At 34.2% G+C, this 13,504-nt stretch carries 17 protein-coding genes; all 17 read left to right on the top strand.

Annotated elements, in window-relative coordinates:
• Positions 1-38: 38 nt before the first annotated feature.
• The 17 genes from flgB (at position 39) to BM077_RS00945 (ending at position 13,494) form a co-directional block, all read left to right on the top strand.
• On the top strand, positions 39-446 hold the full coding sequence (gene flgB / locus BM077_RS01025; RefSeq protein WP_089747218.1) for a flagellar basal body rod protein FlgB: 408 nt from the start codon (positions 39-41) through the stop codon (positions 444-446).
• Between the two features lie 16 nt (positions 447-462).
• On the top strand, positions 463-906 hold the full coding sequence (gene flgC, locus BM077_RS01020; RefSeq protein ID WP_089747216.1) for a flagellar basal body rod protein FlgC: 444 nt from the start codon (positions 463-465) through the stop codon (positions 904-906).
• Positions 907-922: 16 nt separating this feature from the next.
• Positions 923-1,222 (top strand): flagellar hook-basal body complex protein FliE, encoded by a 300-nt coding sequence (gene fliE, locus BM077_RS01015; protein WP_089747213.1) that lies wholly within the window; start codon positions 923-925, stop codon positions 1,220-1,222.
• A gap of 28 nt (positions 1,223-1,250) precedes the next feature.
• Entirely contained in the window at positions 1,251-2,807 is a 1,557-nt protein-coding gene (gene fliF, locus BM077_RS01010) for a flagellar basal-body MS-ring/collar protein FliF (protein WP_089747211.1), read from the top strand.
• Between the two features lie 23 nt (positions 2,808-2,830).
• The gene (fliG, locus tag BM077_RS01005; RefSeq protein WP_089747209.1) at positions 2,831-3,841 is read left to right on the top strand and encodes a flagellar motor switch protein FliG; all 1,011 of its coding nucleotides are present in this window, start codon (positions 2,831-2,833) and stop codon (positions 3,839-3,841) included.
• Positions 3,834-4,622, top strand: a complete 789-nt coding sequence (locus BM077_RS01000) for a FliH/SctL family protein (RefSeq protein WP_089747207.1) — start codon at positions 3,834-3,836, stop codon at positions 4,620-4,622. Before fliG ends, BM077_RS01000 begins: the two co-directional genes overlap by 8 nt.
• Complete coding sequence (fliI, locus tag BM077_RS00995; protein ID WP_089747206.1) at positions 4,615-5,931, top strand: flagellar protein export ATPase FliI; 1,317 nt, start codon at positions 4,615-4,617, stop codon at positions 5,929-5,931. Before BM077_RS01000 ends, fliI begins: the two co-directional genes overlap by 8 nt.
• 30 nt (positions 5,932-5,961) lie before the next feature.
• Positions 5,962-6,432, top strand: a complete 471-nt coding sequence (fliJ, locus tag BM077_RS00990; protein WP_089747204.1) for a flagellar export protein FliJ — start codon at positions 5,962-5,964, stop codon at positions 6,430-6,432.
• Positions 6,433-6,969: a MotE family protein gene (locus BM077_RS00985; protein ID WP_089747202.1), complete on the top strand. Its 537-nt coding sequence runs from the start codon at positions 6,433-6,435 to the stop codon at positions 6,967-6,969.
• Positions 6,970-7,022: 53 nt separating this feature from the next.
• Positions 7,023-8,579 (top strand): flagellar hook-length control protein FliK, encoded by a 1,557-nt coding sequence (locus BM077_RS00980; RefSeq protein WP_255361525.1) that lies wholly within the window; start codon positions 7,023-7,025, stop codon positions 8,577-8,579.
• Positions 8,580-8,595: 16 nt separating this feature from the next.
• The gene (locus tag BM077_RS00975) at positions 8,596-9,009 is read left to right on the top strand and encodes a flagellar hook capping FlgD N-terminal domain-containing protein (protein WP_089747199.1); all 414 of its coding nucleotides are present in this window, start codon (positions 8,596-8,598) and stop codon (positions 9,007-9,009) included.
• A 20-nt stretch (positions 9,010-9,029) separates the two neighbouring features.
• Entirely contained in the window at positions 9,030-9,422 is a 393-nt protein-coding gene (locus BM077_RS00970) for a TIGR02530 family flagellar biosynthesis protein (RefSeq protein ID WP_089747197.1), read from the top strand.
• Positions 9,423-9,524: 102 nt separating this feature from the next.
• Positions 9,525-11,171 carry a flagellar hook protein FlgE gene (locus BM077_RS00965; protein WP_089747195.1) on the top strand — a complete coding sequence of 549 codons (1,647 nt, stop codon included), beginning with the start codon at positions 9,525-9,527 and terminating at the stop codon, positions 11,169-11,171.
• Between the two features lie 105 nt (positions 11,172-11,276).
• Positions 11,277-11,501: a flagellar FlbD family protein gene (locus BM077_RS00960; protein WP_304441010.1), complete on the top strand. Its 225-nt coding sequence runs from the start codon at positions 11,277-11,279 to the stop codon at positions 11,499-11,501.
• Positions 11,501-12,322 (top strand): motility protein A, encoded by an 822-nt coding sequence (locus BM077_RS00955; RefSeq protein WP_089747191.1) that lies wholly within the window; start codon positions 11,501-11,503, stop codon positions 12,320-12,322. The genes BM077_RS00960 and BM077_RS00955 overlap by 1 nt, the downstream gene beginning before the upstream one ends.
• On the top strand, positions 12,279-13,058 hold the full coding sequence (locus BM077_RS00950) for an OmpA/MotB family protein (RefSeq protein ID WP_255361516.1): 780 nt from the start codon (positions 12,279-12,281) through the stop codon (positions 13,056-13,058). Before BM077_RS00955 ends, BM077_RS00950 begins: the two co-directional genes overlap by 44 nt.
• On the top strand, positions 13,051-13,494 hold the full coding sequence (locus tag BM077_RS00945) for a flagellar basal body-associated FliL family protein (RefSeq protein WP_089747188.1): 444 nt from the start codon (positions 13,051-13,053) through the stop codon (positions 13,492-13,494). The genes BM077_RS00950 and BM077_RS00945 overlap by 8 nt, the downstream gene beginning before the upstream one ends.
• Positions 13,495-13,504: the final 10 nt, after the last annotated feature.

The following is a 13,504-nucleotide window of genomic DNA, read 5'->3' as shown; positions in this document are numbered from 1 at the left end:
TGAATACACTCACTAGATTTAGATGAGGGGGGTTAGTTATGAATGATTATTTAAGTAGTCAGACAACGACTATATTAAGCAAGGCTTTAGATGGTATTCAGTTACGACACCAAGCTATTGCCAATAATCTAGCTAATGTTGATACTCCGGAATATAAAAGAAGAGATGTGGATTTTAAGAGTGAGTTAAAAGCAGCATTAGAGCAAGATGATTTAAAATTGAATAAGACAGACAATATGCATCTGACAACTAATAATAAGATAAGTCAGTTCAAACCTAAGGTGCAGGTCGAAAATGATACAAGTATGCGTAATGACAAAAATAATGTTGACATAGATTATGAAATGGCAGCTTTAGCTAAGAATACGCTAGAGTATCAAGCAGTTACAAAATTATTATCTATGAAGTTCAAGAATTTAGGGAATGTAATTAATAAAGTTAAATAAATAAGGGGGTAAAAATATGGGGCTTTTTAATGGTCTTAATATTAGTGCTTCAGGAATGACGGCGCAAAGATTACGAATGGATTTGATTTCTAATAATATTGCTAATATAAATACGACGCGCACTGAAGATGGCGGTCCTTATAAGAAAAAGATGCCAGTCTTTAAGGCTAAAGGTCAGACTAAGTTTAGTTTACCAGAATTAGATACTGATGCTAAAGGAGTAGGTAATGGTGTAGAAGTAAGTACTATTCGTGAAAGTACTAAACCGCCAAAATTAGTCTATAATCCTAATCATCCTGATGCAAACGAAGCTGGGTATGTTAAGATGCCGAATATAAACCTTGCATCACAGATGGTAAATATGATTTCAGCTAGTAGAGCTTATGAAGCAAATGTGACAGCTTTAAACTCTTCTAAGAACATGTTCAAGAGTGCTTTAAAGATTGGGGGGATAAGATAAGAGGAGGGATATTTAGATGAAAGTAAGTGACTTGCAATTAAATAAACTAGCTATGGACTCTAAGTTAGGTCAAAATAATAAATCGAATAGTAATGATACTTCATTTAAAGAAGTATTTAATAACGCTTTACATAAAGTTAATAACTTACAAAAGGAAGCGGATGTAATGGCAGAAAAGTTAGCAACTGGTGAAGTAGATAGTGTTCATCAAGTGATGACTGCTGCTACCAAAGCTAAGCTTTCATTAGATTTAACAATAGAGGTCCGTAATAAGGTTGTAGAAGCATATAAGGATATTATGCGGATGCAGATTTGATACTTTGTTGGGAAATTGAGGTGTGAATATGCTTGAAAATCTAACACAATTAAAAGAGCAAGGTGAAAATACATGGAATAACTTAGACACTAAAGCTAAAGTTATAATTGTCTCTGCAGCTATAGTGTCGATCATTGCTCTATTATTATTGACTAATTGGGCTAGTAATCCTAGTTATGTGACCTTATTTAATAATTTAAATGTTGAGGATGCTGGTGCAATCACCACTAAATTGAAAGAAAAACAGATTAATTATAAAATAGGAAATAATGGGACTAGCATATTAGTTCCAGCTAAAAAAGTACACCAATTAAGATTAGATTTGGCTAGTGAAGGTTTACCAACAGGTGGAGTTGTTGGTTTTGAATTATTTGATAAGACAAGATTGGGGAGTACTGATTTTGAACAGAAGGTAAATTTCTATCGAGCTCTTTCTGGAGAACTAACAAGAAGCATTATGCATTTAGATAATGTAGAGTTTGCTAAGGTGCAGATTAGCGCTCCTAAGGAGAGTTTGTATTTAGATGAAGCGAAGAAAGCTAAAGCCTCTGTGTTACTTAAATTAAAGCCCTATGCTGAATTAGATTTAAAGCAGATTAAAGGTATTACTAACTTGGTTGCTAGCGGAGTAGAAGGCTTAAAAACTAATAATGTTACAGTTGTAGATACAAAAGGAAATTTATTAAGTGCTAAGTTAAATCAGGAAGGTGCGTCTAGCGTTTCTGAATTTAGCTCTAAAAGACTAAAGTTAGAGCAACAGTTCGAAAATGAATTACAGACAGCTTTAACGACAATGTTGTCAAGAGTATTAGGACCTGACAATGTAGTTGTTAGAGTCAATGCTAATTTGAATTTTGATAAAAGAAAGGTGCAAAGCAAGATTTACGAACCAGTTGTTGATGGTGAGGGAATAGTTAGAAGTGAAGAATCAAAGCAGGTAACTTATAGTGGTGAAGATGCTAGTCCACAAGGTGTCCCTGGTATGGAATCGAATGTTCCTCAGTATAAAGCTAGTGAAGAACAAGGTACTAATTATAGTCAAAAAGAAAGCACAATTAATTATGAAATAAATGAAAAAGTAGAAAATTATGTTCAGGCTACTGGTGATGTAGAAAAACTATCAGTAGCAGTCATGGTTAATAAAGATTTATCACCGCCCCAGAAGGAATCTATTCGTCAATCGGTAGCAGCTACTGTAGGCTATAATCAAACGAGAGGGGACCAATTAACTATAACTAGTTTTAAATTTGATAAAAGTTTGGAACAAGAGATTGCAAATGAAATGAAAGCCGCAGAGGCAGCTGACCAAAAGAGATGGATTATTATCGGTATTATTATATTAATAATAATTATTATTGCTTCGTTAATTATTCGTAATATGATGACTAATTCTAAAGTTGAGAAAGAATCTGAAATAGATGTAGTTGTTGGTGATGAGCCAGAAACAGAATCAGCAGCTACCGAAGAAGAGTTATCACCGGAAGAAAAGATGCGCAAAGAGATGAAAGATGAGATTTCCCAGTTGATGAAAAAGCAACCAGATGAAGTTGCAAGATTATTGAAGACCTGGTTGACTGAGGATTGATTTAATAGAAGGAGTGATTGGTTTTGGCCAATATTGATAGACTATCTGGAAAATCGAAAGCAGCAATCCTGTTGGTTTCAATGGGACCAGACCTTTCTGCGGAAGTAATGAAGCATTTAAATGAAGAAGAGATTGAAGAATTAACTTTAGAGATTGCTAACTTAAACCAAGTTTCTTCAGATGTTAAAGATGATGTTTTAGATGAGTTTCATCAAATGTGTGTTGCTTATGATTACTTAAATCAAGGTGGAATCGATTATGCTAAAGAAGTTTTAGAAAAGGCTTTAGGCAAGTCAAAAGCTGAAAATGTGATTAATCGATTAACGGCTTCTTTGCAGGTAAGACCTTTTGAGCAATTGAGAAAGACTGATCCAGCACAGTTGTTGAACTTCATTCAAAACGAACATCCGCAGACGATTGCTTTAATTATGGCTTATCTTGCACCAGATCAAGCATCTAGTATCTTATCAGCACTCTCTTCTGAGCAACAGACTGAAGTTGCAAAACGGATTGCTGTTATGGATAGAACTTCACCGGAAGTAATTAAAGAAGTTGAAAGGGTTCTAGAACAAAAGTTATCTTCTTTAATGACAGATGAATACTCAACAGCCGGGGGATTAGATTCAATAGTTGATATCTTAAACTTAGTTGATCGTGGAACAGAAAAGACAATTTTAGAAGAGTTAGATGAGGATGATCCAGAATTAGCTGAAGATATTAAACAGAGAATGTTTGTGTTTGAAGATATAGTTCTATTAACAGACCGAGCTATTCAAATGGTATTAAGAGAAATAGATATGGAAGACTTAGGTTTAGCATTAAAAACGGTTGGAGACGAAGTTAGTGAGAAAATATTTAGTAATTTATCTAATAGAGCTGCTAATATGCTTAAGGAAGATATGGAATTCATGGGGCCAGTTCGAATTCGTGATGTAGAGGAAGCACAACAGCGAATAGTTAATGAGATTAGACGATTAGAAGAAGCCGGCGATATTGTCATTGACCGCGGTGGAGGAGATGAGTTAGTTGTCTAATGTAATTAAGTCTTTTCAAATTAATAAGAAAGAAGAAGAAAGTGTCCAGTTATTTAAAGAAGAAAAACAGAATAAAGATGCAAAATCAGATAGTAATTTAACGGAGCAAAATCTTCATAACCAAGAACAACAAGTGACTAAACAAGATGAAGAAAAGTTTAAAAAAAGACAAGCAGCAATGACAGCTGAGGCTAAAAGAGAAGCAGAAATGATTATTGAAGAAGCCAAAAAAGAGGCAAAAAGAATAAAAGAAATGGCTCAGCATGAAGCAGAAGAAATAAAGAATGAAGCTTATCAATCAGGTTTGCAGCAAGGTAAAGCGGAAGTGATGGAGCAAGGATGGGACGAAATTAAAAGTTTAATTAATAGATTGGAAAATGCTACAGATGAATTAGAAGCAGAGACTAAGGAAAAGCTAGATGGATTAAGTGATGAAGTATTAGAATTAACACTTGCTATAACTAAGAAGGTAATTAAACAAGAATTAAGTCTAGACCAGACGATAATTAACAATTTAGTAGAAGAAGCTTTAAGTCTTTTAAATGGAGAAAAAGAGGTAATTGTCAAGGTTAACCTAGCAGATTTAAATGTGATTAAAAGTTATAAGGAGAGGTTATTAAGCCTTAATTCTAATTTAGAGGAAGTGAGATTTGTTGTTGATAATGAGATTGAAGTAGGAGGTTGTATAGTAGAAACTGATTTTGGAGGTTTAGACGCTACTATTACTTCGCAATTAGACAAGATAGCTAATAGATTATTGGAAGTGAACAATTATGGGTAAGCTTCTAGATGGTACAAAATTAGCAGCAGAATTGGAGACTATGTCTCCAATTAATAATTTCGGTAAGATTAGGCGAGTAATCGGGCTGATTATTGAATCTCAAGGTCCAAATGTAACTTTAGGTGAGATATGTTTAATTAAATCGCAGTTTAATTCTGAGCCTGTTCAAGCAGAAGTAGTTGGCTTTAAAGATAATAAAGTATTATTAATGCCACTAGGTGAGATGGAAGGGATTGGGCCAGGCTGTAGGGTTGAGGCGACTGGAAAATCACTTAAGGTTAAAGTAGGAGAAGAATTATTAGGTCATGTACTAGATGGTTTAGGGAAGCCATTGACTGATTTGAATTTAGATGAGTTAACAACAGAGTATTCAGCACATAATACTCCTCCTGATCCTTTAACTAGACAGCGAATTACGACACCGCTGCCAGTCGGTATTAGGAGTATTGATGGTTTATTAACTTGTGGTCGTGGTCAGAGATTAGGTATCTTTGCTGGAAGTGGAGTAGGGAAGAGTACTCTTTTAGGGATGATAGCTAGGAATACAGAAGCTGATATTAATGTAATTGGATTGATTGGAGAGCGAGGGCGTGAAGTAAGAGAGTTTATTGAAAAAGACTTAGGAGAAGAAGGATTAGCAAGGTCAGTAGTAGTAGCTGCTACTTCTGACCAACCAGCTTTAGTAAGATTAAAAGGAGCTTTAGTAGCTACTGCTATTGCAGAGTATTTCCGTGACCAAGGTAAAGATGTAATGTTAATGATGGATTCAGTAACTAGATTTGCAATGGCTCAGCGAGAAGTAGGACTAGCTGTGGGAGAACCACCAGCTACTCGTGGTTATACACCATCGGTCTTTGCTACTTTACCTAAGTTATTAGAACGAGCTGGTACTAATGAAGTAGGGACTATTACTGGACTGTATACTGTTTTAGTAGAAGGAGACGATATGAATGAACCAATAGCTGATGCAGTAAGAGGTATCTTAGATGGTCATATTGCTCTAAGTAGAGATTTGGCATCTCAGAATCATTATCCAGCTATTGATGTTTTGGAAAGTGTAAGTCGAGTAATGAATGATATCATTACTAAAGAGCATCAAGAAGCTGCAAAACAGTTAAAAGAGACTTTAGCTACTTATGAAGAATCGAAAGATTTAGTAAGTATTGGTGCCTATGAAGAAGGCACTAATCCTAAATTAGATTATGCTCTTACTAAGTTGGATGAAATTAATAACTTTTTACGTCAAGGTATTGATGAGGATACTGGCTATCAGAATGGAATTGAGGAGTTGAAGTCGATCTTTAAATAAAATTAACCTGATAAATAGGGGTTGATTAAAATGCAAAAGTTTAATTTCAAATTAGAAAAAGTTTTAAGTTATAAAGAACAACAAGAAGAGATGTTCCAACAAGAGTTAGCTCAGATTAAAGTTAAATTAAAGGAAGCGAATGATGACCTAAATAGATTAGTGCATAATAAAGAAGAACTACAGATTAAAATAAAAGAACAAGAAAAAGGCAAGATTGATTTACAAAAAGCTATAAATTATCGGGATTATATTGAAGTTTTGAAGGTTAAGATCAAAGAGCAAGAAGAAGTAGTTAGTGAGATTGAAGCTATTTTAGAAGAATGCCGCCAAAAGCTATTGGAGAAGAAGAAAGAATGTGAGATGCTAAAGAAATTAAAAGAAAGGAAGTTTACAGAGTATCAGACTGAATTCTTCCGCAAGGAACAGAAGAACATTGATGAATTAGCTACTAATAACTTTAATCGTAATGTGGAAGAGATAGAGGCTGTAGGAGGAATTTAAATGAAAAAGAAGATATCTCTGGCTATAATAATTTTAATTATATTAGCAAGTGGTATAGCTTTTGGTCTGCAAAAGTTTGGAGTTATGGATTTAAAGGGAATGGCTTTTAAGAAGGCCAAAACTATTCCTGTAGTTAAAGAGGTTATCGCTAGCAAAGATATTCAAAAAGCCTTGCAAAAAAAGATTAATGCTAGCAAAGATAAATTACAAGAACTTCAAAAGAATAATCAAAGTCTTAAAAGTAAGTTGCAGAGCAAAGAGTCAGAGTTAAAAGCTAAATTAGAAGAGCTTAAAAGTCTTAAACAGAAGCTTAATAATCTACAAGTAAAGAAAGAGAAGGAAGCAAATAAGGTAAAGAATTTAGTCGACATTTATGAAGCAATGAGTTCTCAAAAGGCAGGAGAAGTAATTGTAGAATTGAATGATGAATTAGCAACTAAATTATTAAAGAGATTAGACTCTGAAAAAGCAGGAGAAATATTGAATCAATTATCACCTGAGGATGCAGCAAAATATTCAGAGTTATTATCAAACTAATGGATTAAATTAACTAAATATTTAGAAAGGAGGTGAGAAGTAAAGTGTCGAAAATGGCTCTATTACAACTGAATAGTTCGAATATGACAAATCAACAATCACCAAACGCATCTAGCAAGAATAAGATAAATAAGGATGAAAGCTTTTTAACTCACTTGAATAATATTAACAAACAGAATGATGAAAATGATGAACTAGAAAAGGAAAGAATAGAAGGAGCAAAGAGTGAGGAATTTGATGATGAATTAGGTCCAAAATTAAATGGCCTAAAATTGAATGAAGAAGAAATAGAAGAATTAAAGGAATTATTATCTAAGAATGACATTGAATTATCAACAAAGGAGTTAAAAGGCCTATTAGAGTCTATTGGTAGTCTTTATCAACAACTAATGAATTTAAAAGTGAATCATTTATCATATGAAAATTCATTTTCTCCAAAAGACTTTAAAACCTTAAAGAATGACTTATCTAAATTAATTATGAACCTTAGTAATCAGATTAATAATTTAGAAGGGTCAAACTTTAAAAATCTTAAAGACTTTAAGGTTAAAACGTTACAGCAAATTTTAGAGAAGTTAGTAAAAGTTGAACAACCGCTGAAAGATTTGTTAAATAAGAATCAAAACTCTAAAAAAGCTTTACAGTTCTTTAACAGTCTAAAGAGTACAAAAAGGAAGTTAAATAAGCTATTAAAGAAATATGGAATTTCCGGTAAAGAGGTAGAATTGACTAAAGAAAGTAATCAAATTAATAGTGAAAACAAAGAAACAAGTAATAATCAGAAACTAAAATCTAATAACTCTAAAACTGGAAATAACAGTGGTGAACTAAACAAGCACTCAAATAGTAAAAGTCAAAATAAGAAAGAAGGACAAGTGAATAAACAGAACCAGGTCAATAAGCGTTCAGTATCTACAAATGATTCACTTGAAAACAAGAGCAAAGTAAAGGATAACAAAGCTAAATTTATGAACTTAAATAATAAAGGGAAAAATCAGGATTTGAAAACAGGAATTAAAATGGAGTTAAACAGAGATAATCCAAAATTGAAGTCAACGATGTTAGAAGAGAATAAAGTTAATGTCGAGGAACAGGTTGGACTTAAGCAAAGAGTTTTGAACCAAACTACTTTTAATACTAATAGCATCTTCAATCGGGTAGACCAAACAAAGATCATTAATCAAATTAATCGACAATTAGAGCAGATGCAGTCGCTTGGCAAGAACCAATTAACTCTAAAGTTAGAACCAGAGTTTTTAGGTAAACTGAATTTAAAATTAGTAATGAATGAAGGAATAATGACTGCAAAATTAATGGCAGAAAATAATCAAGTTAAGAAGATTATTGAAGCCCAACTTCCTAGGCTGAAGAGTTCTTTGGCCGAAAAGAATATTGAGTTAGGGGAAGTAGTTGTAGATGTAGGTGCTGAAGATAATTTTAGCAGCTCACAAAGACAACAACAGTTTAATCAGCAACAAGGCTTTAGCAGACAGAGGCAAGATACTAATAGTTTGGATATTGATTCTATACCATTGAATGAAGCAAAAGAGATTCAGAATTTAATGGAGAATAGAAGCATAGGTAGTGATTCTATTGATTATGTTATTTAACTTAGGAGGTGATTAAATGGCAGGAGTAGATGCAGTTTCTGGTAACTATATTGCTGGTGAAAGAACTCAGATTAAGAATGATAGCTCAAAGATGGGTAAAGATGAATTCTTGAAGTTGTTAGTTACTCAGTTGAAGTATCAGGATCCATTAAAGCCGATGGATAATAAAGCATTTATTGCTCAGACAGCACAGTTTTCTTCATTGGAGCAGATGAATAATATGAATAAAAATTTGAATAAATTTTTAGAAATGCAGCAGTTATCACAGGTAGGTGGATTAGTTAATAAGAAAGTTACAGTGCTAGACCCTGACACTGGTGAAGAAGTAACAGGAACTATAGAGAAGATAAGGATGACTGATGAAGGTCCTAAATTAGTGATAGCTGGGAAAGAGTATGATTCCGGAAGTATTAATGAGATTTTAGGTTAAGAATGAAAGGGGGATTAGTAATGAATAATAAAGTATACTCTAATCGACCGATAGCCCCTATTCAAAAACCACAGAAGAAGCAGAATAGGAAGATTGATAAGAAGAATAGCAGCAATTCATTTAATAAGGTATTACAGCAGAAGCTAAAACATAAGAGTGGGATTAAATTCTCGGGTCATGCTAAGAAACGACTAAATTCTCGTGATATTAATTTAACTGCTCAAGACTTAAATAAGTTACAAACAGCAGTTAATAAGGCGGAGAGTAAAGGCGCTAAGGAGTCTTTAATCTTAGTCAATAACGTTGCGTATGTAGTCAGTGTTGAGAATAAGACGGTAATTACTGCGGTTGATGAAGGTAATATGAAAGAGAATGTCTTTACTAATATTGATAGTGCTGTGATGATGGATTAATTTGGAATAATGGCTGGACCTCTAAGAGGAAGCCATTAAGAGTCGTGGACTGATAGAAGCGGCTCAAATACAAGTAAAATACTTTAGGAGGTCGATTAAGTTATGATGCGTTCAATGTACGCTGGTGTGTCTGGACTTAAGGTTCACCAAACTAAGATGGATGTAATCGGTAATAATATTTCGAATGTAAATACAGTTGGCTATAAAGGTAGTCGCGTTACATTTAAAGAGATGTTAAGTCAAACAATAAAAGGTGCATCTGCTCCTCAAAATGGTAAAGGTGGTACTAATGCACAGCAGATTGGGTTAGGAGTTACGTTAGGTAGTATCGATACTAATATGGGACAAGGTAACTTACAATCAACAGGTAAGATGACTGACGTTGCTATTCAAGGTGAAGGCTTTTTTATAGTTAATGATGGACAGCAAGAGCTATATACTAGAGCCGGGGCATTATCTTTTGACCAAGAAGGGAAATTAGTTAATTCAGCTAATGGTTATCGAATTCAAGGCTGGGTAGCTGATGAGAGTGGTGATATTAATAAGACTGGTTCTGATAATATGACAGATATTGCTTTAGACCAGACCATGAATGCTGATGCAACCAAGAATATTGTTTATAATGGTAATCTTAATGCTGCGGCAGAAAATGATTTAGTTGCTAGTCCTGGTAAATTTTTAATAAGTGATGGTGGTGGAAATACTGATAATATAAATGTAGATTTGAAGAAGACAGAAAACTATAATGAATGGAAATTTACACTTACTGCTGATGATGCTACTACTACATTTTCTTCATCAGGTACTAATAAGTTAACTGGATATATAACTTTGGATGAAGAAGGACAAGTTGTTGAAATTGATGATACAAAAGGTGTTGGTGGAACATCATTTACAGGAGCAAGTGGTATTAGTATATCGAGTGTAGCTGGTGGTGGTAATACATCATTAGATTTACCAGTATCCAATGATGATATTAATTCTAATTCAATATTTACAGCTAATAACTCAGGTGAAATTGTTGATGGTAAATATACATTAAACGCTAAGCGAACGATTACTACGGATGTGTTTGACTCCCAAGGAACAAGACATACAGTAAGCCTAACAGCTAAAAAGACAAGTTATAATACTTGGACAATTAAAGAAAGTGATGCCAATGTAAGTGGTGCGACTGCTAATGCAGGTACTGGACAATGGTTTGGTGGTTCTAGCCATACAATTACTTTTGATGCTGAGGGGAACGTAGTAGGTGGCGGAACTGTTGACCTAACTTTTGATCCTAATGGTGGTGCCGCTGATGGTCAGGCTGTTACTTTAGATTTTGCAGAGTTTACTCAGTTTGCTGGCGATATGACAGCTGATTTTGATACTGCAGATGGCTATCCACAAGGAGATTTACAAAGCTTTACTATCGATGGTTCAGGAACTATAACCGGTTCATATGATAATGGTTATAATAAGACATTAGCTAAGGTTGGAATAGCTAACTTCAGTAATCCTGCTGGATTGTCTAAAGAAGGTGATACTCTTTATAAGACCTCTAATAACTCTGGAGAAGCCCAGGTTGGTTTAGCTGGTACGGGAGGTCGTGGAATGGTAGCTCCCGGAACTTTAGAGATGTCAAATGTCGATTTAGCACAACAATTTACAGAAATGATTACTGCTCAGCGTGGATTCCAATCTAATTCAAAGATAATTAGTACTTCAGATCAGATGTTGCAGACTTTGGTTAACTTGAAGAGATAATTGATTAAGTGGGAGTAGTTGAATTAAATTTAAGTACAGTGTGGGTGTCAAGGTGAGGCTAAGGCTGACACCGACACTGACTACTGTCACTAAATAAAAGAGGTGATGTTTTTGATCAAAGTGACTAAGTTAAATGGTGCTGAATTAGTGGTTAATGCGGATTTAATAGAGATGATTGAAGCCAATCCTGATACTGTTATCTCTTTGACTTCTGGACGTAAGATAGTTGTTAAAGAAGATGCAGATTCAATTATAGATAAAGTAATTCGGTATAAGAGAGAAATAGATGAAGGATTTAAGGAGATATGTTCTAGAAATGAGGTGAGATAATGAAACTAGATTTAGCAACTGTAGGTGGCTTTGCTGTAGGATTAGTTTTGATTATCGGAGCAATAATCCTTGGTGGTCAGCCAATTATCTTTGTTAGTTTTAGTTCGCTATTAATTGTAGTAGGAGGAACATTAGCAGCAGCTACAGCAAGTTACTCTTTTAAACATATTCAAGATTTAATTAAGATCTTGAAGATAGCCTTTTATGAACAAAGCATGGACCCACAAGAAGTTATCTCCATTTTAGTAAGTTTTGCTGAAAAGGCAAGAAGAGAAGGGTTATTAGCTTTAGAGGATGAGACTCAAGATTTGGATGAACCATTCTTACAAAAGGGAATTCAATTGGTAGTGGATGGGACAGATTCAGAGCTAGTAAGAAGTATTTTAGAAACAGAATTAGCTTTTTTAGATGAACGTCATGCTACTAGTCGTGGTATCTTTGGTACTATGGCTGAACTGGCACCTGCTTTTGGAATGATGGGAACGTTAATTGGTTTAATTCAGATGTTAAGTACTTTAGATGACCCTCAAAATGTAGGCGGTGGTTTAGCAACTGCCTTGATTACTACTTTTTATGGTACATTTATGGCTAACTTAATCTTTATACCTCTATCTAAAAAATTAAAGATGAAGAGTGAAGAAGAGATTTTAGTAAAAGAAGTAATGATTGAAGGAATTTTATCGATTCAAGCTGGGGAAAACCCAAGAATCGTTGAAGAGAAGTTGAAGGCCTTCTTATCAGGCTCGATTCGTGAAACGTTAGAAGAAGAAGAATTGAATGCAGAAGGAGAAATGGCGGTGGGAAGTAATGCCGCGTCGTAAAAAGAAACGTTCACAGGAAGATAACGGTGGAGGAGATAATTGGTTAGTTACATATGGCGATATGATGACTCTTTTATTAGCATTTTTTGTACTTTTATACTCTTTTTCATCGATAAATGTAGAAAAATTCCAAATGGTTATTGAGGCTCTTAAGGGGAAGTTAGGTGTTTTAGAAGGGGGGAAGACTATCTCTTCAGCGAAATTAATTACTGCCGGGGTTGATAGAAAAGAGATAGGCTTACAACGTTTTAATCAGATTGCCCAAAAGATTGCCCAGTATATAAAAGATGAAAACTTACAAGAAGAGATTAAGTTAGAAATGACAGACCGGGGGTTAACTATTAGATTTACCGGTAAAGTCTTATTTGATTTAGGTGAAGCTAAAATCAAGAAGAATTCATATAATATATTAGATAAGATAGCAGGTATTATTGATAAAGTACCTAATCAAATCATGGTGGAAGGTCATACTGATGACTTGCCTATTAATAATTCAAGGTTTCCTTCGAATTGGGAATTATCGACTGCTCGAGCCACTAATGTAGTTAGACATTTTATTGAAAATAATGGAATTGACCCGGCCAAACTATCGGCAGCAGGTTATGCTAAATATAAACCAATTAAACCGAATACTAATGCTAAAAATAGATCTCTAAATAGAAGAGTAGATGTTATTGTTTTAAAAAAGGAATTTGGTAAGCAAGGTAAGGGAAAAGGGGGCAATGTCAATGAGTGAGGAAGGACAAAACTTTAAATTAATGGTAGTATTAATGGTTGTCTTATCATTAGTTATTGCAGCAGGAACTTCTTACTTTATGTTGAAGCAGTTAGGGGGAGGAATCAAAACGACTGAAGCTAAAAGATCAGTTACTAAATTAGGCCCTACTCATAAAGTAGGAGATTTTATAGTGAATTTAGCTGGAGGAAGTAGATACGTTAGACTAAACCTCTCATTAGAAGTTAGTAATGAAGAAGTAATTAGTGAACTTAAGAAGCGTAAGCCACAGGTAAGAGATGCTATAATTTCAATTTTACGTAATAAAGAACAAGATGACATAAATAGTCAAGCAGGAACTCGTGATTTGAGGGAGGAAATTAGAAAGAGTTTGAATAAGTTTATACCTAAGGGAGAGGTAACTAATGTCTTCTTCACAGAGTTTGTTGTTCAGTAGGGGGTGAAAT

The organism is Candidatus Frackibacter sp. WG13, from assembly GCF_900114655.1.
Classification (GTDB): domain Bacteria; phylum Bacillota; class Halanaerobiia; order Halobacteroidales; family Acetohalobiaceae; genus Frackibacter.
This window is presented reverse-complemented; position numbering and strand designations above follow the sequence as displayed.

Excerpts from the sequence above, each read along its gene's own strand:
- flgB (WP_089747218.1), top strand. The coding sequence starts at position 39 with ATGAATGATTATTTAAGTAGTCAGACAACGACTATATTAAGCAAGGCT.
- flgC (WP_089747216.1), top strand. The coding sequence starts at position 463 with ATGGGGCTTTTTAATGGTCTTAATATTAGTGCTTCAGGAATGACGGCG.
- fliE (WP_089747213.1), top strand. The coding sequence starts at position 923 with ATGAAAGTAAGTGACTTGCAATTAAATAAACTAGCTATGGACTCTAAG.
- fliF (WP_089747211.1), top strand. The coding sequence starts at position 1,251 with ATGCTTGAAAATCTAACACAATTAAAAGAGCAAGGTGAAAATACATGG.
- fliI (WP_089747206.1), top strand. The coding sequence starts at position 4,615 with ATGGGTAAGCTTCTAGATGGTACAAAATTAGCAGCAGAATTGGAGACT.
- fliJ (WP_089747204.1), top strand. The coding sequence starts at position 5,962 with ATGCAAAAGTTTAATTTCAAATTAGAAAAAGTTTTAAGTTATAAAGAA.
- BM077_RS00985 (WP_089747202.1), top strand. The coding sequence starts at position 6,433 with ATGAAAAAGAAGATATCTCTGGCTATAATAATTTTAATTATATTAGCA.
- BM077_RS00980 (WP_255361525.1), top strand. The coding sequence starts at position 7,023 with ATGGCTCTATTACAACTGAATAGTTCGAATATGACAAATCAACAATCA.
- BM077_RS00975 (WP_089747199.1), top strand. The coding sequence starts at position 8,596 with ATGGCAGGAGTAGATGCAGTTTCTGGTAACTATATTGCTGGTGAAAGA.
- BM077_RS00970 (WP_089747197.1), top strand. The coding sequence starts at position 9,030 with ATGAATAATAAAGTATACTCTAATCGACCGATAGCCCCTATTCAAAAA.
- BM077_RS00965 (WP_089747195.1), top strand. The coding sequence starts at position 9,525 with ATGATGCGTTCAATGTACGCTGGTGTGTCTGGACTTAAGGTTCACCAA.
- BM077_RS00960 (WP_304441010.1), top strand. The coding sequence starts at position 11,277 with ATGTTTTTGATCAAAGTGACTAAGTTAAATGGTGCTGAATTAGTGGTT.
- BM077_RS00955 (WP_089747191.1), top strand. The coding sequence starts at position 11,501 with ATGAAACTAGATTTAGCAACTGTAGGTGGCTTTGCTGTAGGATTAGTT.
- BM077_RS00950 (WP_255361516.1), top strand. The coding sequence starts at position 12,279 with ATGCAGAAGGAGAAATGGCGGTGGGAAGTAATGCCGCGTCGTAAAAAG.
- BM077_RS00945 (WP_089747188.1), top strand. The coding sequence starts at position 13,051 with ATGAGTGAGGAAGGACAAAACTTTAAATTAATGGTAGTATTAATGGTT.